19 protein-coding genes are annotated in these 20,995 nt (G+C 67.8%); 16 read left to right on the top strand and 3 right to left on the bottom strand.

Going from position 1 to position 20,995, the window contains the following annotated elements; genetic code table 11:
* The 8 genes from SAHL_RS11155 to SAHL_RS11190 form a co-directional block, all read left to right on the top strand.
* Nucleotides 1-508, top strand: a 508-nt coding sequence (locus SAHL_RS11155; protein WP_148045555.1) for a sulfite exporter TauE/SafE family protein, incomplete at its 5' end; no start/stop codon positions are given.
* 942 nt (nucleotides 509-1,450) lie between these two features.
* Complete coding sequence (locus SAHL_RS11160; protein WP_184947640.1) at nucleotides 1,451-2,572, top strand: C4-dicarboxylate TRAP transporter substrate-binding protein; 1,122 nt, start codon at nucleotides 1,451-1,453, stop codon at nucleotides 2,570-2,572.
* A gap of 46 nt (nucleotides 2,573-2,618) precedes the next feature.
* A complete protein-coding gene (locus tag SAHL_RS11165; protein ID WP_148045556.1) occupies nucleotides 2,619-3,809 on the top strand; it encodes a CaiB/BaiF CoA transferase family protein in 1,191 nt (396 codons plus the stop codon).
* Nucleotides 3,810-3,823: 14 nt separating this feature from the next.
* Nucleotides 3,824-4,840 carry an NADPH:quinone oxidoreductase family protein gene (locus SAHL_RS11170; protein WP_123591497.1) on the top strand — a complete coding sequence of 339 codons (1,017 nt, stop codon included), beginning with the start codon at nucleotides 3,824-3,826 and terminating at the stop codon, nucleotides 4,838-4,840.
* Nucleotides 4,837-5,370: a TRAP transporter small permease gene (locus SAHL_RS11175; protein ID WP_123591498.1), complete on the top strand. Its 534-nt coding sequence runs from the start codon at nucleotides 4,837-4,839 to the stop codon at nucleotides 5,368-5,370. Before SAHL_RS11170 ends, SAHL_RS11175 begins: the two co-directional genes overlap by 4 nt.
* Entirely contained in the window at nucleotides 5,367-6,674 is a 1,308-nt protein-coding gene (locus tag SAHL_RS11180) for a TRAP transporter large permease (protein WP_123591499.1), read from the top strand. Before SAHL_RS11175 ends, SAHL_RS11180 begins: the two co-directional genes overlap by 4 nt.
* Before the next feature lie 37 nt (nucleotides 6,675-6,711).
* Complete coding sequence (locus tag SAHL_RS11185) at nucleotides 6,712-8,061, top strand: acyclic terpene utilization AtuA family protein (protein WP_123591500.1); 1,350 nt, start codon at nucleotides 6,712-6,714, stop codon at nucleotides 8,059-8,061.
* A gap of 5 nt (nucleotides 8,062-8,066) precedes the next feature.
* Nucleotides 8,067-8,435: an AtuA-related protein gene (locus SAHL_RS11190; protein WP_123591501.1), complete on the top strand. Its 369-nt coding sequence runs from the start codon at nucleotides 8,067-8,069 to the stop codon at nucleotides 8,433-8,435.
* A gap of 321 nt (nucleotides 8,436-8,756) precedes the next feature.
* On the opposite strand, the gene gfa is transcribed toward SAHL_RS11190, so the two are convergent.
* Entirely contained in the window at nucleotides 8,757-9,320 is a 564-nt protein-coding gene (gfa, locus tag SAHL_RS11195; protein ID WP_123591502.1) for an S-(hydroxymethyl)glutathione synthase, read from the bottom strand.
* 210 nt (nucleotides 9,321-9,530) lie between these two features.
* Between gfa and SAHL_RS11200 the strand changes: the two genes are divergently transcribed.
* From SAHL_RS11200 to SAHL_RS11235, 8 genes are all read left to right on the top strand, one after another.
* Nucleotides 9,531-10,733: a M48 family metallopeptidase gene (locus tag SAHL_RS11200; protein WP_184947642.1), complete on the top strand. Its 1,203-nt coding sequence runs from the start codon at nucleotides 9,531-9,533 to the stop codon at nucleotides 10,731-10,733.
* A 314-nt stretch (nucleotides 10,734-11,047) separates the two neighbouring features.
* Complete coding sequence (locus SAHL_RS11205) at nucleotides 11,048-12,379, top strand: porin (protein WP_123591504.1); 1,332 nt, start codon at nucleotides 11,048-11,050, stop codon at nucleotides 12,377-12,379.
* Nucleotides 12,380-12,521: 142 nt separating this feature from the next.
* Complete coding sequence (locus SAHL_RS11210; protein WP_148045557.1) at nucleotides 12,522-13,466, top strand: SHOCT domain-containing protein; 945 nt, start codon at nucleotides 12,522-12,524, stop codon at nucleotides 13,464-13,466.
* Between the two features lie 289 nt (nucleotides 13,467-13,755).
* On the top strand, nucleotides 13,756-15,522 hold the full coding sequence (locus tag SAHL_RS11215; RefSeq protein WP_123591521.1) for a PQQ-dependent methanol/ethanol family dehydrogenase: 1,767 nt from the start codon (nucleotides 13,756-13,758) through the stop codon (nucleotides 15,520-15,522).
* Between the two features lie 67 nt (nucleotides 15,523-15,589).
* On the top strand, nucleotides 15,590-16,069 hold the full coding sequence (pedF, locus tag SAHL_RS11220) for a cytochrome c-550 PedF (RefSeq protein ID WP_123591506.1): 480 nt from the start codon (nucleotides 15,590-15,592) through the stop codon (nucleotides 16,067-16,069).
* A 41-nt stretch (nucleotides 16,070-16,110) separates the two neighbouring features.
* Complete coding sequence (pedF, locus tag SAHL_RS11225) at nucleotides 16,111-17,538, top strand: cytochrome c-550 PedF (RefSeq protein ID WP_123591507.1); 1,428 nt, start codon at nucleotides 16,111-16,113, stop codon at nucleotides 17,536-17,538.
* A gap of 215 nt (nucleotides 17,539-17,753) precedes the next feature.
* Complete coding sequence (locus SAHL_RS11230; protein WP_123591508.1) at nucleotides 17,754-18,521, top strand: quinoprotein dehydrogenase-associated SoxYZ-like carrier; 768 nt, start codon at nucleotides 17,754-17,756, stop codon at nucleotides 18,519-18,521.
* A complete protein-coding gene (locus SAHL_RS11235) occupies nucleotides 18,518-19,465 on the top strand; it encodes a quinoprotein relay system zinc metallohydrolase 1 (RefSeq protein ID WP_123591509.1) in 948 nt (315 codons plus the stop codon). The genes SAHL_RS11230 and SAHL_RS11235 overlap by 4 nt, the downstream gene beginning before the upstream one ends.
* A gap of 284 nt (nucleotides 19,466-19,749) precedes the next feature.
* Here SAHL_RS11235 and SAHL_RS11240 read toward each other — a convergent pair whose 3' ends face one another.
* The gene (locus SAHL_RS11240) at nucleotides 19,750-20,472 is read right to left on the bottom strand and encodes a hypothetical protein (protein WP_123591510.1); all 723 of its coding nucleotides are present in this window, start codon (nucleotides 20,470-20,472) and stop codon (nucleotides 19,750-19,752) included.
* Nucleotides 20,473-20,474: 2 nt separating this feature from the next.
* Nucleotides 20,475-20,987, bottom strand: coding sequence for a hypothetical protein (locus tag SAHL_RS11245; RefSeq protein WP_123591511.1), 513 nt, complete (start codon nucleotides 20,985-20,987; stop codon nucleotides 20,475-20,477).
* Nucleotides 20,988-20,995: the final 8 nt, after the last annotated feature.

The following is a 20,995-nucleotide window of genomic DNA, read 5'->3' on the forward strand; positions in this document are numbered from 1 at the left end:
GCGCATGGGCCTCAAGGCCCGGCGGCGGCCGGACGAGTCGCGGGTGGTGCGCGCGCGGCTGTCGGCCGAGGCCGAAGGCGATGCGGGCACCGTCTGCCACTACAGCAACGACGGCCGTCTGCGTCTGAATGCGCCCTGCAGCGCTGCGCTGGCCGGAGTGGGGCTGGTCGTGGGCGTGCTGTCCGGATTCTTCGGTGTGGGCGGCGGTTTCCTGATCGTGCCGGCGCTGATCCTGATCACCGAAATGGGCATCCACCGCGCGGTCGCGACCTCCCTGCTGGTAATCACGCTCATCGGGCTGTCGGGACTTGGTTCGGCGGCCGTCTCGGGGCGCGAGATCGACTGGGCGCTGACCGGGCTGTTCGTCATCGGCGGGGTGCTCGGGATGTTCTCCGGTCGCGTCCTGGCCCGCTATCTGGCCGGTGCGACGCTCCAGTTCGTATTCGCGGTCGCGATGCTGGCCACCGCGGCGTTCATCGTCGTCGAACGGCTGGTCGTCGGCGCCTGACGGCCGCGCCGGCGGGGGTGTGGTTGTCCGCCAGACCAAGGCTTTGGGCCTCGGAGGCAGAGCTTCGAATCTGCGGCGCCCGTGGCCGGCCGCGACTTGCATGACGTTCGCCGCCCCCGCGTGACGGCTCCGGCAACCCGGGCGGCTCGTTCAAAGCCAACCCTGCGGCCTGCGAGGAGCTGTGGTGATCGGGCCCTCGCGATACCGGCGTCGTGCCCGGCGTGTGCCGAGCTGCCGCTGGGCGCGATCGCTCGGGCGCCCGACCGGCAAGTGGCCGCGCGTGGGATCGACGATCGTTCGGCGTGTCGCCCGGCCGTATTCAGCAGGCGCGTATCACCGGGCGGGGGTCAACGGTCGCGTTCGCCCGACGGCGTCGACGCCTTCAGTCTCGGCCGCGGCTTCGAGAAGTGGTCTCGGTGTCGATCCGTCCGGAAAATCGGCCGGCGCGTGGTCGCGACGAGGTGACGCGGCCGGCGGATGCCGGCGGCGCGCCCGTGCGCGGTACGATCAGACTCGCCTCACCACGAGCTCGCACGGTGGCCCGCGAACGATCGCGCCGGCGCGTGGCCGGCAGTGCCCGCGCCAAGGCGCTGACATGGTTCGTGGCCTCTCCGTTTCGCGATAGGGCTTGGCCACCGCTGCCGCTGCCACGGCGCGGTCGACGATGACGCCAGACGGGACATCGGCCCGGGCTGCCGAGCCGCGGCGATCCGCGCCCCGTCGATGGCCGATGGTGTCCGCGACGAGTCGATCCATGCACGTCGTCAGCGCGTCGGCAGTGCGGCACTCCGATGCAGCGGAGCGTCGTGGCCGCGGGTGCGGCTTCGTGTGGCGTTATCCGTATACGGAACACGGTTGACGGATGATGGCCGCTATGCTCTGATCGTGTCCGGAGCGGTTCGCCAGAAACCGCCTGTAAACAACAACCGGAGGAGAGCCTTCATGGCCATCAGCATCGGGCCGTCGCTGCGCGGCATCGTCTACGCGCTTGCCGCATCCGTTTTCATCGTCGGGGCCGCCGAGGCCCGGCAGCTGACCTACGGGTCCTATCTGCCGCCGGCGCATCCGACCAGCGAGGACGGTATCGCCCGCTTCGTCGACATCGTCGAGGACGAGACCGACGGCGAGATCGAATTCGCCTTCTATCCCTCGGAGGCGGCGGCTTCGGCCAAGACCATGCTCTCCGCGATCGAGGATCAGCTCATCGATGCCGGCTTCATCGTCTCGGTCTATTTCCCGACCTCGCTGCCGGTGAACATGGTGCTGTCGGATCTGTCCTTTTACAACGCGGACAACGCGATCACGGCCGCCGCGATCACCGACACGGTGCTCAACGACTGTCCGCAGTGCATGGACGAGTTCAAGGACAAGAACGTGCGTTTCCTGGCCACCTATTCGACCCCGCCCTACCAGGCGATGTGCAAGGGTGACATGTCGGACGGCTTCGACCCCTCGGGTCTGCGCATGCGCGCGCCCGGCTCCGAGGTCGGGCGCTGGGTGAGCGAGATCGGCGGCGTTCCGGTGAACATCCCCAACAGCGAGGCCTACGAGGCCATGGAGCGCGGCCAGCTCGACTGCGTTATCGGCGCGGTGAGCTGGCTCGATTCGCTGTCGCTGGCCGAGGTTGTCGACAGCGTCGTGACCCTGCCGATGGGCGGTTTCCAGGGCGGATCGCTGTTCAACATCTCGCAGCAGGTCTGGGAGAGCCTGGACGACGACACCCGGGGCATCATGCAGGACGCCGCGCTGCAGGCGCTGGCCTCCACCGTCTACGCCTACACCGCCGAAGAGAAGACGGCGCGCGACAAGGCCAAGAGCGAGGACATCCGTTTCGTGGATGTATCCGACGACACGGCCGAGCGCCGCGACGCCTTCATGGAATCCCAGGTCGAGCAGTCCGCAAAGACCGCCCGCGAGCGCGGAGTCGATAACCCGGACGCCATCGTTCAGGCCTTTCTGGACAATCTGGATGAATGGCGCGATCGCATCGAGGGTCAGGATCTGTCCGAGCAGGAGTACTACGCCCTGCTCAAGAAGCACATCCTGAGCGAAGACGGCCAGTGAGTCCCGAGAACCACGCGGGTTGGCGGAGCACGGCGACGATGACGGCATGAGCGACGCGGCACTGCAGCCCTACCGCGGCATCCGCGTCCTCGATCTGGCCCAGGGGCTGGCCGGACCCTACGCCGCCGGCATGCTCGCGGCGATGGGCGCCGACGTGATCAAGGTCGAGCCGCCGGAAGGCGACTGGGGCCGGCTCATGGGCGAGGCCCGCGGCGGCCACAGCACCATGGCCGCACCGGCCAACTGGGGCAAGCGGGCGATCTGTCTCGACGCCCGCTCCGACGAGGGCCGGGGTGTGCTGCACCGGCTCGCCGGGAGCGCGGATCTGGTCGTGGAGAGCTTTCGGCCCGGCGTCATGGCCCGGCTCGGGCTCGATTATCCCCGTCTGGCGGCACTGCGGCCGGGGGTCATTCTGGCCTCGATATCCGGCTACGGTCAGGACGGGCCTTATGCGAAGCGTCCCGGGTCGGACACCATCCTCCAGGGCGCGAGCGGCATGGCGGCGATGAATCGGGGCGCCGACGGCGCGCCGCGGCGGGTGGGCATGCTCGCGGTCGACATGGTCACGGGGTTGTATGCGGGCTATGCCATGGGCGCGGCCCTGTTCGAGCAGCGCGCCAGCGGCGCCGGGCGGCATCTGGAGATCTCCCTGCTGGAAGCCGCGGCCGCCTTTCAGATGACCGCGCTGCTGCAGAACCTGATGCGCGACGGCCAGGCCGGGACGCCGACCACCGCGCCGTCGGGCTTCTTTCCGACGCGCACCGGCATGATGGCGCTCACCTGCCTGCGCAACACCATGTTCGAGAAACTCTGCGACGCCGTCGGACGCCCCGAATGGGCCGCCGATCCGCGTTTTGCCGACAACCGCGATCGCATCGCACACGCCGAGACCCTGCACGCCGAACTGGCCGCGGTGCTGGCCGAGGGCGATCGCGCCGACTGGATCGAGCGCTTCAACGCCGCCGGCGTGCTCTGCGGTCCGGTCAACGAGTACGCGGATCTGGTGGACGATCCGCAGGCCCGGCATCTCGGCCTGTTCACCGAGGTCGAGGCCCCGGGGCTCGGGCCGCTGCCGCTGGTCGGGCTGCCCGGGGCGGGGCTGACCCCCGACCGGCTGCGCCCGGACCCGGATCTGGGCGGCCACACCCGCGAGATCCTGTCGGAGGCCGGCTACACGGCCGCGGAGGTATCGACCCTGATCCGCGCCGGCACCTGTCTTGAGCGACCGACGTACTGAAGGAGAAACGCGCCATGCAGGCGATCGTCTGTGAGCAACTCGGCAGTTATCGCGATCTGGCCGTGGCCGAATGCGACGTGCCGTCGCCGGGGCCGGGCCAGGTGCGCCTGCGGGCGGCCTATGCGAGCGTGTCCTTCGCGATCACGCTGGTGATCGCCGGCCGCTACCAGCGTCGCTCGGAGCCGCCGTTCGTGCCCGGCAGCGAGGTCTCGGGGGTGGTCGATGCGATCGGCGAGGGCGTCGATGCGTTTGCCGTGGGCGACCGCGTGGTGGCGATTGTGCGCGAGGGCGGGTACGCCGAGCACGTGGTCGCCGAGGCCACCACGGTCTATCCGGTGCCCGACGGGCTCGGACTCGACCGGGCCGTCAACGTGCCCATTTCCTACGGCACCGCCTATGCCGGGCTGATCTGGCGTGCGGGCCTGGCCGCCGAAGAGACGTTGCTGGTGCACGGCGCGGCCGGCGCGGTCGGTCTGGCCGCGGTTCAGATCGGGGCCATGACCGGTGCGCGGGTCATCGCCACCGCGAGCAGCGATGCCAAGTGCGAGGCCGCGCAAGCCGCCGGCGCCGCCCATACGATCAATTACGCCCGGAGCGGGTTTCGCGACGCGGTCAAGGAGCTGACCGACGGCGCCGGTGCGGACGTCGTGTTCGACCCGGTCGGCGGCGACGTGCTCGGCGAGTCGCTGCGCGCGACCGCGGTCGAGGGCCGGGTGGTCACTGCCGGCTTTGCCAGCGGCAGCATCCCGCAGGTGCCGGCCAACATCCTGCTGGTCAAGAACATCAGCCTGCTGGGGCTCAATTTCAGCGAATACTTCGGCTGGGGCGTGCGCGATCGCAGCGTCGAGTTCGCGCCGCGGCTCAAGGCGAGCATGGCCACGTTGCTGGAGGCCGCGGCGAGCGGGCGCATCGCACCGGTGATCGGTCATCGGCGCCCGCTGGAGGAAGTGGTGGCCGCGCTCGATCATCTGGTCGAGCGGCGCGCGATCGGCAAGGTGGTGCTGGTGATCGACGCCGAGGTGGACGCATGAGATACGTGCTGTCGCCACTGGCCCGCGTGGCGGCGTTCATCGCCGCCATCGCGACCGTGCTGATGATGGTGCATGTGACCGTCGCCGTGTTCATGCGCGTGGGCTTCAACGAGCCGCTGCTCGGCACGATCGAGGTCGTGAGCTATTTCTACATGGTCGCCGCGGTATTTCTCGGCGTCTTCACCGCCGCCTGGCAGAACGCCCATATCCGCGTGGACGTGCTGGCCAATCTCCTGCCGGCCGGCGTGCGGCGGATCACGGACCTGCTGGCCGAGATGATCACGCTGGCGTTCTTCCTGTGCTTTAGCTGGGGGCTGTGGCGAACCGCCCTGAGCAAGACCCGCCAGGGCGAGGAAGTGGACGCCATCTTCGCCCATCTGACGGTATGGCCGGCGCGCTGGCTGGCAGTGACCGGTCTGGTGCTGGCGGCGGCGGCGGTCGCCTGGCGGCTGGGCCGCATGCTCGTCGGCGCCGATACGCGCGAGGCCGCCGAAGGCCTGGTCATCGACGACGAGGAGGCCGCGCGATGAGCCCCGTGACAATCGGCCTCTACTGCGTCGGCCTGCTGCTGGTGCTCATCGCCATCCGCGTGCCGATCGGCGTGGCCCTGGGCGCCACCGCGGCCGTGGGCATCTACTGGCTGCGCGGGCTCACGGCGATGCTGTCCTCCCTGGGCGCGGCCACGTTCGATTTCGTGGCGCACTGGTCGCTCACCGCGATCCCCATGTTCATCCTGATGGGGGCGGTGGCCTTTCATTCGGGGCTGACCGCGCATCTGTTCCGCGCCGCGCGGGCGTGGCTGTCGTTCCTGCCCGGCGGGCTGGCAATTGCAACGAACCTGGCCAGTGCCGGCTTCGCCGCGGCGTCGGGATCGAGCGTGGCCATGGCCGGGGCGATGTCGCGACTGGCCGTGCCCGAGATGCTGCGCGCCGGTTACGACAAGGGCCTGGCCACGGGCGTGGTGGCCGCCTCCGGCACGCTCGGCGCGCTCATCCCGCCGTCGATCCCGTTCATCCTCTATGCGGTGTTCATGGAGGCCTCGGTCGGCGCGCTGCTGCTGGCGGGGCTGCTGCCGGGGCTGCTCACGATGGTGGCCTACACCGGGCTGATCATGGTGCGGGCGACGATCAACCCCGAGTTGGCGCCACGCAGCAAAGATGTGTTCACGCGCGGCGAGAAATGGCGGCTGCTGGTGCGGGCCTGGCCGCTGCCGTTGATCGTGTCCGGCATCGTCGGCGGCCTGTACTCCGGCACCGTCACCGCGACCGAGGCTGGGGCCTTCGGCGCGGTGGTGGCGATCGTGGCCTCGGTGCTCGATCGTTCGTTCTCCTGGGGCATGCTGCGGATTTCGGTCGTCGAGACCGTACGCACCACCGCGGCGATCTTTCTGATCGCGGTCGGTGCGGTGCTGTTCAGCCGTTTCCTGACCCTGAGCCAGATCCCCATGCAGGTCGGTCTGCTGGTCAACGAGTATTCGGTGAACCTGCTGGTGTTCTTCCTGCTCACCTCGGCGTTCTATCTCGTGCTCGGGATGTTTCTCGATCCCATCGGGCTGATGCTGGTGACGCTGCCGATCCTGGCGCCGATCATGACCAGTCTGGGTGTCGACGAGATCTGGTTCGGCGTGATCGTGGTCAAGTTCATCGAGATCGGCCTGCTCACGCCACCGATCGGGCTCAATCTGTTCGTGACCTCGGCCGCGGTCGGCGACGCCGTGCCCTTCGATCGCGTCGTGCGCGGAACCCTGTGGTTCCTGTGTGCCGAGGCCGTGGTCATGGTGCTGCTGTTCTCCTTTCCGTCGATCTCGCTGTACATACCCAGCCTGATGCAGTGAGCGACATCGTCTTCTGGCTTCAAATCACGGACGGACCATGCTGAGAATCGGAACCGGCTCCGGCTGGTGGGGCGATCGCATCTCGCCGGCCGCGCAGGTGGCCGAGAAGGGCGATCTCGACTATCTGTGCTTCGAGACCATGGCCGAGGCCACCGTTTCGACGGCCCAGGTGCGTCGTCGCCGCGATCCGGACTTCGGCGGCTACGACACCTATCTGGAGGATCGCTTCGACGCGGTCCTGCCGCACTGCATCCGCCGCGGCACGAAGATCGTGACCAATCAGGGCTGGGTGAACCCGCTGGGCGCGGCGCGGGCGATCCGGGCCCGGCTCGACGCCCACGGCGCCCATGACTGGAAGGTGGCGGCCGTGACCGGCGCCGAGGTCACCGACCGCATCGGCCGGCTGGCGGGGCCGATTCTGGAAACCGGCGCCTCGATCGACACGATCGAGGGCGATATCGTCTCCGCCGAGGCCTATCTCGGCGCGGAGCCGATCGTCGCCGCCCTGGCCGCGGGGGCGGACGTGGTGGTGACCGGTCGCGTGGCCGATCCGGCACTGTTTCTCGCGCCCATGATGCACACCTTCGGCTGGACGCGGGCGGACACGGCGCGGCTGGGTCAGGGCGCGGGCATCGGCCATCTGCTGGAATGCGGCGCCCAGGTGACCGGCGGCTATTTCGTCGATCCCGGCTACAAGGACGTGCCCGAGCCGTGGAATCTCGGCTTTCCGATCGCCGAAGTGGAGGCCGACGGCGCGGCGGTGCTGACCAAGGTTGCGGGCACCGGCGGCGTGATCGACCGGCGCACGGTGCTCGAGCAGATGTGCTACGAGGTGCACGATCCGGCGCGCTACATCACGCCGGACGTGGTGGTGGACTTCACCGGCGCGTCGATCGAGCCGATCGGGCTGGATCGGGTGCGCGTCTCGGGCATCACCGGCAGCCCCCGCACGGATACGCTCAAGGTCTCGATCGGCGCGCAGGAGGGCTTCATCGGCGAGGACATGTTCTTCTACGCCGGGCCGGGGGCCCTCGACAAGGCGCGGCTGGCCGAGCGGATCCTGCGCGAACGCTTCGCGGTGGTCGACCTGAAGGCGGCCGATCTGCGCTTCGATTTCCTGGGCGTGAACGCCATCCATGGGGCGGCGTCGCCGGAACCGGCCGCCGAACCCTACGAGGTCGGGGTGCGGGTGGCCGCGCGCTGCGCGACGCGCGCCGAAGCCGCCAAGATCGGCCGGGAGGTCGACGGCATGGCCGTGTCCGGGCTGGGGTCCACCGGCAAGCGGGTGCCTTACGCCGACCGCGTGCGCGAGGTGATCGGCATCTGGTCGACGCTGATCGACCGCGAGGCGGTCGCGCCGGACATCGTCTTCGTCGACTCGGAGTAGGTCGCATGGCTCACCACACCACCGTTCGGGCGCTGGCCCATTCGCGCTCCGGCGACAAGGGCGATACCTCCAACATCGCCGTGATCGCCTACAATCGCCCCGCCTACGTGCTGCTGCACGAGCAGCTCACCGCGGCCCGGGTCGCCGACCGGCTCGCCGGCGTCGTCGAAGGGGAGGTGCGGCGTTACGCGGTCGACGGGCTGGGCGTGCTCAACTTCGTCTGCGAAGGCGCGCTGGGCGGGGGCGTGTCGCGCAGTCTGCGGCTGGACAACTACGGCAAGACGCTGGCCTCCGCGGTGCTGCCGATCGAGATCGCGCTGCCGGCCGATTTCGACACCGAGCTGTTGCGCGGGCCGGCGCCGACATTCGACTAGGGCCGTCAACGCCTCACACGAACGCCGCGTCGGCCGCTGCACCTCGTGTCCGGCCGTCGCGCGTGGTACGTCACGATCCTGGCGTGCAGAGCCCCAGAGTGCCCAGGGCCGACGGTTCAGCGCGGCCGACCCCGAAAGCAAGCGTCCCGTGAAACACAAGAGATGCGGCGATCCAGCGCTGTCGCACGCCGGCGCGAAGATGTCCGCGCGCCGCGCGGGGACAGCGGCAGGTCGACGGGCGCGGCTCGTCGTACCGGTGCCCCAACGCGATCGCCCCGGCATGACCGGGGCGATCGACGTCGGGCCGGGCGGTCGCGGCTGCTAGAGCACGCCCTTCTGCTTGGCCGTGTGCGTGGCGATCACGTCCATCAGCGTCGGCGACAGGCAGTCGTAGGGCTCAAGGCCGGTGTCGTGGAGGTGACGGCGGATATCGCCCATCTTCTCCGGGTCCTGGCCCGATTCGATGATCGACGACACGAAGGCCGCGAACTGGGGCGGTGCCCAGCCATCATCGTCCGAGAGCTCGGTATGGATGAAGTCCAGCCCGTGGAACGGGTGGTTGGTGTCCTCGATGTGGCCATACATGTGCACGCCGCAGTCCTGACAGGCGTGACGCTTGATCGCGGCGTCCGGGTTGACCACCTTCAGCTTGTCCTGGTTCTTGGTGACCTTGACGCTGTCGCTGGGCACGACGGCGATCTGCGCGAACAGGGCGCCCTCCGGCTTCCAGCACATGGTGCAGCCGCAGACGTGGTTGTGTGCGCACTGAGAGGATACGCTGACCTCGACCGGGTCGCTGCACTTGCAGCGCAGGGTGCCGCCGGAGAAGTTGTCGGCCGCCGGCGTCATGCCCTTGTCCACGGAAGGATGGATCGCGATGCTCATGGAGTACTCCTCGTCTTCGGAAAATGTGATTGTTCGTTGTGGATGCGGGCCGCGGGTGTTCGATTGCGTCCGCGCTATCCGTCACATTACGCGGCTTGCGCAGCAGGTCAACTTGGAGACGCTGTCTGCACGGGCGATGGGCCGAGGCGCGCGGCGCAGGGCGTGGGGCCGACGGGCCGCGCGGGCCGGTTCCCGAATGATGCCGGCGCCATGAGCGGTCTGCCGTGGCCCATGACCATCGTGCTGGCGGTGTGGTTGCTGGCCGGACTCGTGCTCGAGGCCGTGCTCGCCTGGCGCCAGTGGTGTCATCTGGCACGGGTCGAGCCGGGCCGTGAGCCGGCGGCCACGCATTGTCGACGCATCCGCTACGGTCAGCGGCGCGCGCTGTTCCAGTGGCTGGCGTCGGCCGAGACCGTGCTGCGCGTGGCCGTCTGGCTGGGCGGCGGACTGAGCCTGCTGGCGCGCGCGGTGACGCCGGACGGCTGGCTCTCGGGCGTGGTTTTCGTGGCGCTGTTCGCTGCCGTCGATCAGCTGCTCGGGCAGCCCCTGCGCTGGGGACGCTGGTGGGCGGTCGAGCGCGCCTTCGGCACATCGCGTCTCGATGCGGCGGGCATGGCCCGCGACGGGCTCGCATCCGGTGGCCTGGCCGTGCTGCTGGCGACTCTGGCCGCCGCCTGGACACTCTGGCCGTTTGGCCTGCTGCCGGTCGCCGTGGCCTGGCCGCTGTGCGGACTGCTCGCGATCGCTGCCGCACTCGCGTATTTCTGGGCCCGGCCCAACCTGATCGCGCCCCTGTTCAATCGTTTCACATCGCTGCCGGCCGGTGCGCTGCGCCAGCGCCTGGCCGCGATGATGGACCGCAGCGGCGCGCACCTGAGTGATGTCCGCATCATGGACGGATCGCGCCGCTCGACGCTGGCCAACGCCTATTTTGCCGGTGTCGGCCGCAGCAAGCGGATCGTGCTGCTCGATACCCTCATGGAACAGCTGCCACCGGCCGAGATCGAGGCCGTGCTGGCGCATGAACTGGGTCATTTCCGGTGCGGCCATCTGAAGCGTTACTACGGATTGCTGTTCGGCCTGATTCTTGCTGCAGTGTCGCTGCTGCCGCTGTTGCTGTCGGCAGCCGGCATGCAGGCCGCGCCGGCAGTGATGGCGGTCGCTCTGTTCGTGCTGCTGCCGGCACTGGCCTGGCCGTTGCGGCCTTTGCTGTCGGCGCTCAAGCGTCGCTACGAGTATGAAGCCGACGCGTTCGCGGCCCGCCACGCAGAGCCCGCGGCGCTGGTTTCGGCCCTGCGGCGGCTGCTGGCCCACAACCTCAACGCGCCCACCATGGATCGCTGGTACGCCGCGTTCCATGCGACCCATCCGCCGGGCGACGAGCGCCTCTCGCGCCTGCGGTGCTACATGTGAGTTTGCTGCGCCCTGCAGCCGGTGGCCGTCTGGGTGTGTTGCAAAAACAAGACAGTGGTGCATCGCCTCGGCGACAGGCTGTCACGCGAATGAATCGCTGCCGCGCACCCCATCTTCCGATTATTCCCTGAAAACCCGCAGCCGGCGGGTCTCGTTCCAGCATGGCACGCGGATTGCTGCCAAAACTTCATCCGGTCGATTAGGGATGGACCGGTAAGTCGCGGCTTCGACAACAAATAAGGCACGCCGTGCCGCTCGCACAACGCGATCGCCGCAGCCGCATAACAACGAACAAAGTGGAGAGGGGATTCAACATGCGATTGAGGAAACTGGCGCTGTCAGCGGCGGGTTCGCTGGCCCTGATCGGAACGGTGCCCGCGGCCCATGCCATCGACATGGAGGCCGGCGACTGGACGTTCTCGGTCAACGGCAACGTTAATGCCAACTATGTCTACACCTCCTGCGACAGCGGTTCGCCGATCAGCTTCGGCGGTTCCCTGGCGGGCGGTGTCGTGGGGGCCTGCAACATCAACGGTCCCATCGACGACAACGTATCGTCGGTTCGCACCGGCCTGCTGCCGGCGGCGCTGGTCTTCGGCGCCTCGACGCAGCAGAACGGCTGGGACATCTCGGGTACGTTCGGCCTCTATCCGGGCATCGTGACCAACGACAACGCGAACGGCACCGGCGGTTCGCCGAATCTGGCACCGGGCAACAACGTGGCGCTCGGCTCGACCAGTCTGGACATCCGTCAGGTCTTTCTGGAGTTCGGCAATTCGGAGTTCGGCACGGTCAAGGCCGGTCGCGACTTCGGCCTGTTCGGCTATGACGCCATCATCAACGACATGACGATCCCGGCCGTCGGCGTGGCGACGAACGCGGTCGGTTCGCCGGCGAACACCACGCTGGGTTCGATCGGCTTCGGCTACATCTATACGGATACGCTCAGTCAGATCAACTACACCACCCCGGACATGGGTGGCTTCACCGCGACCGCCGGTGTGTTTCAGACGATCGATTCGCTGAGTTCGCCGTCGACTGTTGGCGTAGGCGAGAGCCTGCCAGGGTTTCACGGCCAGCTACGCTATGAGTGGGATGGTGCCTTTGTATCGATGAACGCCGTTACGTTGGAAGTTAATGGCAACGATATTGATATTGACAATGATGGCGCGCTCGAGCCGGGTACTCAAGTGATTGACGACGAGCGCGTCTACGGCGTCGATCTGAACTACAAGCAGTCGCTGGGCGCGCTGGACTTCCTGCTGTCGGGTTACTACACCGAAGGCCTGGGTTCGGTGGCCTATCTGTTCGACGCCTTCGACGCCGAGGGCAACAAGCGCGATTCCTACGGTGGTCTGGCGCAGGTAACCTACACCGCGGGCAAGAACAAGTTCGGCCTGAACTACGGTATCTCCTATCTGGATACCACCGAATTCGACGAGGCCAACCCGACCGCCGACGGTGTCTGCGATGCGGGTGCGGTCTGCCTGTTCGAATCCAACCAGAAGGTCACGGCCGGCTACTACTACAGCTTCACGCCGAACCTGACCCTGACGGCCGAGTACTCCTACGCCGAGTCGCAGAACCATGCGGGCGACGAGTACGACGCCAACAACGTCAACGTGGGTGCGTTCTTCTCCTTCTGAGAGCAGCGCGATCCGCATTCTCCAGCCGGGCAGCGGTTTCCTCTGCCCGGCTTTTTTCGTCATGGCCCGGCGTTGTTCGAACCGGTCATGCTCTATGATCGAAGCCAGCAGTCGAACGATGCAGGGCGAACAGGGAGGAGCAATGCATAACAAGCGAATACTGACGGGTTTGATGATCGCGTCGATGACGGCGGGCTGCAGCGCGCTGCCGAACGTCGGCGACCGGGACAATTCGCCGGCCTACGTCAACGTCGTGAACACCGAGGAGATCCGGATTCGGCTCATCCCGCAGGATGCGGGCGCGCAGCAGACCAACGAGCATCCGGCCGCCTTCGAGCCGTCTCAGCTCGAGGCCCTGCTGAGCTCTCTGCGGATCGAGAACGAGGACGGCCGGGCGTCGACGGTGACGTCGCCGTCGCGCATCCGGCAGCTATCGGCCTCGTTGTCCAAGGCGTTCGTGCGCGCCGGTCCGCGTCAGGACGTGGCCTTCGTGGTGTTCCGACGCGTCGCCCAGGGCCAGTTCGCCGGCAGCGCCCGCCACGTGACCACGGGCCGGGCGTTCTATCGGGGGGATACGCTGCACATCATCTTCGGCGAGTTCGACGACAGGTTCAGCGAATTCCGCGACATGTCGATCAACGAATTCGAGTATGGCAGCCGCGCGGAACCGCGACAGGTGGGTGTGCAGCGCCTCGTGGCCGGCGAGAGCTGGCATTGGCACGGCGAACGGCGCGACTGGATCGAGCTCGAGGCCACGCCCGAGGCGATCGAGGCAGCCCGGGCCGCGGCGCCGCGGGTGATCGAATCGAGTGCGAGCACCGCGGCGCAGCCGCTGGAATACGGCCCGGCCGCCGCCGGCAAGTCCGAGACCGGCACGGCTGAACCCGCATCCGAGGCTCCCGCGGCGGCCGAGTCGTCGGCGTCGATGACGGCTGAGCCGGCGCCCGCAGCCCCTGCCCCGCGGGACGCCGAATGGTCGCGTATCGAAGAGCGACTGACCCGTCTCAAGCGCCTGCGCGAGCAGAATCTGATCAGCGCCGACGACTACGAGCAGAAAAAGGACGCGCTGCTCGAACGACTGCCGTAACCCGCGATACGCCCGATCGGGACAATCTGTCACGCGGCCGGGACATTTTCCCGGCCGCTTTTTATGACGTCCCCCAGGAGACCGGTTCGCGGTCGTGGCCACGGCCGGCCGGCGCGCGGGGATAGGCGCGTTTTACTATTTTTAAATCAATACTTTGAGGTGCAATCGCGGTGTCTTTTTGAATCGGTCATGCCGCAATCAATCGCTGGCACCCTTCTTGCGACCCGTGGTCACGGCGTCGCCGGATTCGCCGGTGACACACAAGAAAAACCGTATTCAGGAGGAGACCATGAAAACCGATTCCGTCCTCGGAAGGCGAGGGGGGTTGTTGGCGCTCGGCACGCTGTTTCTGGCGTCTTCGACGGCAATGGCCGCCGGGGTCAGCTGGGAACAGATCAAGAACGACCAGCAATCGACCGACAACGTGCTGCACGTGGGCATGGGCACCCAGATGCAGCGTTTCAGCCCGCTGGACAAGATCAACACCGACAACGTCGAACATCTCTACCCGGCGTGGGCGTTCTCGTTCGGCGGCGAGAAGCAGCGCGGCCAGGAATCCCAGCCGCTGGTTCACGACGGCAAGATGTTCGTCACCGGGTCGTATTCGCGCGCCTGGGCGATCGACGTGAAGACCGGCGAGGAGATCTGGCAGTACGAGCAGCGTCTGCCCGATGGCATCATGCCCTGCTGTGACGTCGTCAACCGCGGCGGCGCGCTCTACGGCGATCTGTTCATCTTCGGCACGCTCGACGCCAAGCTCGTCGCGCTGGACCAGGAGACCGGCGACGTGGTCTGGAGCGAGACCATGGCCGACTACAAGGAGGGTTACTCCTACACCGCGGCGCCGCTGATCGTGAACGACATGGTCGTCACCGGCGTCTCCGGCGGCGAGTTCGGCGTGCTCGGCCGGGTGGAGGCGCGTGACGCCAAGACGGGCGAGATGATCTGGAGCCGGCCCACCGTCGAAGGCAACATGGGCTATGTCTGGAAGGACGGCGAAAAGACCGAGAACGGCATCAGCGGCACCCGCGGCGAGACCTGGCCCGGAGACATGTACAAGCGCGGCGGCGCGGCCACATGGCTGGGCGGGACCTACGATCCGGAAACCGACCTGATCTATTTCGGTGCCGGCAACCCCTCGCCCTGGAACTCGCACATGCGTCCGGGCGACAACCTGTTCTCGTCGTCGATGCTGGCCATCGAGCCCGAGACCGGCAAGATCGCCTGGCATTATCAGAAGACGCCGCATGACGCCTGGGACTACGACGGCACCAACATGTGCATCCCGTTCGACAGCGACGGCGAGAAATACTGCGCGTCGGCCGACCGCAACGGGTTCTTCTACGTGCTGGACCGCACGAACGGCGATCTCGAGAGCGCGACCAAGTTCGTCAACGAGGTCAACTGGGCCGAGAAGGTCGACATGGAGACCGGCCGTCCGGTCGAGACCGGCAAGCGCCCGGGCGATCCGTCGGAGACCGAGGGCAGCAAGGGCGAGTCGGTGTTCGTGACGCCGTCCTTCCTGGGGGCGAAGAACTGGATGCCGATGTCCTACAACCCCAACACGGGGCTGTTCTACGTGCCGACCAACGAGTGGGGCATGGACATCTGGAACGAGCCGATCACCTACAAGGCCGGCGCGGCCTATCTGGGTGCGGGCTTCAACATCCAGCCGCTCAACGAAGATTATATCGGCGCAGTGCGTGCGATCGACCCGAAGACCGGGGAGATCAAGTGGGAGGCCAAGAACAACGCGCCGCTGTGGAGCGGCACGATGACCACGGCCGGCGGCCTGGTCTTCTACGGCACGCCCGAAGGCTATCTGAAGGCGCTCGACGCCGAGACCGGCGAGGAGCTGTGGAAGTTCCAGACCGGCTCCGGCGTGGTCGGTCAGCCGATCACCTGGGAGATGGACGGCGATCAGTACGTCTCCGTGACTTCCGGCTGGGGCGGCGCCGTTCCGCTGTGGGGCGGCGAAGTCGCCAAGCGCGTCAAGTTCCTCAACCAGGGGGGCAGCGTCTGGGTCTTCAAGATCCCCGACGGCCTCAAGCAGTAACGTCTCATCGGGAGGCAGGGCCGGCGTTCGCGCCGGCCTGCGCCTCATTGCACGGATCCACTGACACATGAACAGAACGAACAGGCGTGCGCTGACCGTCGCTATCGGCGCCAGCGCGCTCTGGCTGGCCGTCGGCCCGGCGTGGGCGCACGGCGACGTCGTGCCGCAGGCAGTGGCTACCGACGGTCTCGAACCGCTCGCGGCGGACGCGTGGCTGGATGAGAATCCCTACCGCGGCAATCGGCAGGCCATCGAGATCGGTGCCTCCGCATACGGGCAGAACTGTGCCCGGTGCCACGGGCTCGATGCCGTCTCCGGTGGCATCGCACCGGACCTGCGTGAACTCGGCCCCGAGTATGACGATTATTTCATCGGCAAGGTCCGCAGCGGCGTGCAGCGCAACGGCATGACCTACATGCCGGCCTTCGAGGGTGTGCTGGATCAGGAAGCGATGTGGGCGATCCGCGCCTATCTGGACAAACGCCACTACGAATACAACGACAAGGATCCGGCCGCGCTCTACGAGCAGGCCGAGGGCCGCGGCTGACGCGCCGCGTCGGCAGCGCCGGATCGGAGGAGAAACACCCTATGACGAGATTCAAGCATGCGGCGATGGCGCTGGCCGCCACGGGCGCGATCGTGTTCGGCGTGCCGGCCTTCGCCCAGCACGGGGGCGGCGGCGAGGCGGTCGATACCAGCGCGCTAGCCGACCTGCCCGATGGCCAGTGGCTGAGCGAGAATCCCTACCGGGGTTCGAAGAAGGCCATGGACGTCGGCGAAAGTGCTTACGACGCCAACTGCGCCCGCTGTCACGGCATCGACATGATCTCGGGCGGCATCGCGCCGGATTTGCGCGAGCTCGGGCCGCAGTACGACGAGTACTTCATCAACCACGTCCGTAACGGCGTCAAGCGTGCGGGCATGACCAAGATGCCCGCCTTCGAGGGCGTGCTCGACCAGAAGACGATGTGGGCGATCCGCGCCTATGTCGACAAGCGCCACTACGAGTACAACGACAAGGATCTCGAGTCCCTGTACGAGCAGTCCGACGAGAACGGCTCAAGCGACGAAGACGAAGCCGAAACGGAGGATTCGGCGGCGGCCGACTCGACCGGCGAGCCATCCACGGATGCTGATGGCCGCGACGCGGACACGGCCCGCGCCACGCCGGCGGCCGACACCGACCGTCCCGACGGACTGCAGCGGATCCGCGACAACGGCACCATCGAAGTGGCGGTCTATCGCGACTTCCCGCCGTGGTCCTACAGTCCGGAGAACGCCGGTGTGAGCGGCATCGATGTCGACATCGGCCGGGCGCTGGCCGAGCGGCTGGGGGTCGGCTTCTCGCTGCGCAGCTTCACCGCCGACGAAACCATGGGCGACGACATCCGAAACCAGGTCTGGAAGGGGCACTACCTCGGCGGTGGTACGGCGGATGCGATGCTGCATGTGGGCATGGCGGATGCCTTCCAGAACGCCAACGATCAGGCGACCTTCATCGCGCCCTACTACAACGAGACCATGGGTTTCGCCTATGATGCCAGCCGCCTGGGCGGCGACATCGACGGCGCGCTGGCGCTCAAGGGCCAGCGCATCGGTGTCGAGATCGATTCCCTCGGCGATTATTTTCTGACCTCCGCGTTTCAGGGCCAGCTGCGCGAGGACGTCGTGCACTTCGATTCGGTGCCCGAGGCCATGACCGCGCTCAACGAGGGCGAGGTGAGTGCCGTGATGGCCCCGGTCGGCGAACTGGCCGGGGCCGCGGCCATGCTCGACGAACAGAACGTGACGACGCGCACGGTCAAGCTCACCGGTATGTATCAGACGGACTGGGACGTGGGCGTGGCCATCAAGGCCGGCAATCCCGATCTGGCACAGGCGATCCGGACCGAAATGGCCGAAATGCGCAGCGACGGCACCATCGAGGCGATCTTCAAGCAGTACGATGTGCCTTACCGTGCGCCGCATGATGACGGCGGCGCAGCCGGAGCGGAGGAGAGCGCGACCACGAGCTGAGTGTCGCCGTAGCCCGACCGGGGTGACGGCGGTATGCGCTGCAGGCGCCTCGGCGACGGCGATCGAGCCGGAGGGAAGGCGTCGTCGTTCCGGCGGGCGCTGCATCGTGATCGCCGCATTCGGCCGGGTGAGATGCGAGGCTCGGATCGTCGCGGTACGAGTCGTCGGTCGGGATGTCGGGCACGGCGGGGCACAGCGCGTGAGGAGGCCAACGAATGAACACGATCTCTAAAACCCTGGCCCTGATGCTTCTGGTGCTGGCGATGCCGGCGGCGGCTGCGGCGTCGGATGATCCGCTGGATTCGTCTCAGTGGCGCTATATGCTGCGGCAGTACTTCCCCGATGCGAAGGTGGTTTTCGACGACCGGGTTCAGGTCGTCGCCCCCGACTACGCCGAGGATTCGCTGGCCACGCCGGTGCAGGTGCGAGCCGAGGGCCTGGAGGACGTCGAGCGGGTGCTGGTGCTCGCCGACCACAGCCCGATCAACCCCGTACTGGACTATTACCCGGTTCGCGCCGCACCCGCGATCGGCTTCCATTTCAAGGTGCAGCAAGCCACGCCGATACGCGCGGCGATGCGCACCGCCGACGGCACCTGGCACGTCGGCGGCGTCTGGGTGGACGCCGAGGGTGGCGGCTGCACCGCGCCGAGCGTCGGCAGCGCCAGCCCGCTGTGGGAGTCCCGTCTGGGCGAGGTCGAGGGCCGGCTCTGGGCCCGGGGCGATCGCAGCCAGCGCCTGAAGTTTCGGGTCGTGCATCCGATGGACACCGGCCTGGCCGCCGGCATCCCGGCGTTTTTCATCCGCAGCGTGACCGTCAGCGATGCCGACGGCCGGACGCTGGCCCGGCTCGAACCGGACGAGCCGGTCGCCGAGAACCCGGTGTTCGCGCTCGATCTGAAGCATGCCGGTGCGGTCACCGTGGAAGGCCGTGACAACAACGGCAATGTCTTTAGCGCCCGCATTCCGGCGCCCGCCTCATGATCCGGGGTGCGTTGTCCGGGTGCCTGCTGCTGGCGGGGCTACTCGTAATGCCGGGGGCGATGGCGGCATCGCGCTACTACGATATCGAGCCGGTGGAGGTCGCCGCCGATACCTACGTCGTGTTCGGTGCCCAGGAGAACTTCAACGACGCCAATCATGGCGCGATCGCCAATACCGGTTTCATCGTGACCGACGAGGGCGTCGTGGTCATCGACACCGGACCCTCGCGCCTCTACGGCCAGGCGCTGCGCGAGGCCATCGGCAGGATCACCGAGCAGCCGGTGGTCCAGGTCTATATCAGCCACGCCCATCCGGACCATTTTCTGGGCAACAACGCCTTCGACGACGTGTCGATCGCGGCGCTGCCGGGCACCATCGACGCCGTGCGCGCCGTTGGCTCCGATCTGGCCGGGAATCTGTACAACCTCGTGGGCGCGGCCATGCGCGGCACCAGCGCCGTCGTCCCGGATCAGGCCGTCGAGTCCGGCACGACCGCCACCTTCGGCGACCATCGGCTGCGGCTGTTGGCCGCCGCCGGCCACACCGCCGCCGATCTGATGATTCTGGATACCACCACCGGCGTGCTCTTCGCCGGCGACATCGCCTTCCACGATCGCGCGCCGACCACACCCAATGCCGATATCGACGCCTGGCGGGCGGTACTGGCGCAGACCCGGGCGCGCGAATTCGCCGTGCTGGTCCCGGGGCACGGGCCGAGCACGCCGGACGACGCGCCCCTGAGCCAGACCGGCGACTATCTCGCCTGGCTGGTGGATCGCTTCACGCAGGATGCGAACGACGGCATGAGCGCGGCCGAGGTGATGTTCCAGCCGCTGCCCGAGCGCTGGGCGCGGCTCGCGGTGCAGCCCGGCGAGTACCGCCGGTCGGTCTCGCATCTGTATCCGGCCATCGAGCAGTCGGCGCTGCCCGAGCGCACCGAGTAGGATCAGCCGAAATCGCCCGCGTCGGCCTTGCTGCGAGTATCGTTCGAGCGCTTCGCCGGGCGTGAGACCGCCGGCCGTGGGGCGATGCAGCCCGGCCTGCGATCGCAACGGCGCCGATGATCCGAATCCGATCCCGTGGCCCGGAGATTCGAAGGCCATCAAGCCGGCGCGTCCCGCGGCACCGGTCGACCCGATGGTCCCGGCGTACGGCGTTGATGGCGCGGGTGTATCACGACCGGCGGCGACGCGGCCCGCGGCGGGCGTCGACGAACCGGCGAGCCGTTTCAGCCCGGCGCCCCCGTCAGCACGATCTCGATGCGTCCACCGGTGATCGTGCGGTCGCCGCTGGTCAGGCGTTCGTCCCGCGACAGCCGCGTGAGGCCGACGCCGGGGCAGTACCACTCCCGCTGCTCGATGGGCACGTCCGAGGCGGCGAAGCCCGTCTCCGCGTCCAGATGGAAGCTGGCCCGGCCGACTGCGAGCACGCAGTCGCTGTAACGGCCTGCGGGCACCTCGATCTCGGCGTCGGTGGCTTCGATGTGGTAATCGAGATCAATGGTGTTGCCGGGCGCATGATCGGAGATGAAGGTGCGCGCGCGGCCGAGCAGATAGGTGTGGGCGGGGGCGCGCCAGCGCTGGCCGGTCTCGACCGGTCGCGGCAGGATGCGCACCGGCGGCTGATCCATGATCGGTACCGTCTGTGCGACCGATTTCACGGCCACCCGATAGAGTCCGTCCTCCCGTTCGGCGATGTAGTAGCGCGTGCCGTGCTGGTTGCGCCGGATGAGGATGTCCTCCTCGCCGGCGAAGTAGCCGCGTTCGACGTTGCTCATGGTCAGGCGGCTGTCGCGCGGGTCTTCGCCGTGGGGACGGGTGGTCACGCGATACTGCCATTCGAGCCCCGCTGCGAGCGGGAACAGCGCATCGGGTTCCGGCGCGCTGTCACAGCCGGCCAGCAGCGTGCCGACGGCGGCCAGGACCAGGCCGGTGCGAAACGATCGGCGCATGCTCATTTCTCCGGCAGGCTCGGCTCGGGCAGGTCCTCGAGCTGGATCTGCTGCGTTTCCGGCGCGAAGTAGTTGGTGTCGGCGGCACGCCGGCCCTCGACGTCCGGAGTGGCCGTGCCGAGCTGCAGCTGGCCGTTGCGCATCTCGTCGCGGGCGCGCTGGACCTGTGTGTGCAGCCGGCGCTCGTAGGGCAGCGCGAAGGCGCGCGGCGTGCCGATCGGGTCGTCGTCGATCACCGGCGTCACCCACAGGTAGATGCGGCCGGGGTCGCCGTCGCCCTCGTCGGGTTCGGTCACTGTCGACGCGTTGAGAATGAAATGGTGGGGCAGAGCCTGACCGGTCGGCCAGCCGCGCAGCCCCTGCAGCGATTGCCAGGTCACGAAGTAGAGCGCGCTCACGGCCACGATGCAGGCCAGTCGCACCCACAGCGGCCAGCCGCTGCGGATGTTGAGCGCGAGCACGAGCACGCCCAGGGCCACGTAGGCGCCGGCGAGCAGCCAAAGGGTCTCAGTCATGGCATACC

Origin of the sequence: Salinisphaera orenii subsp. halophila YIM 95161, assembly GCF_003732545.1 — a bacterium.
Classification (GTDB): domain Bacteria; phylum Pseudomonadota; class Gammaproteobacteria; order Nevskiales; family Salinisphaeraceae; genus Salinisphaera; species Salinisphaera orenii_A.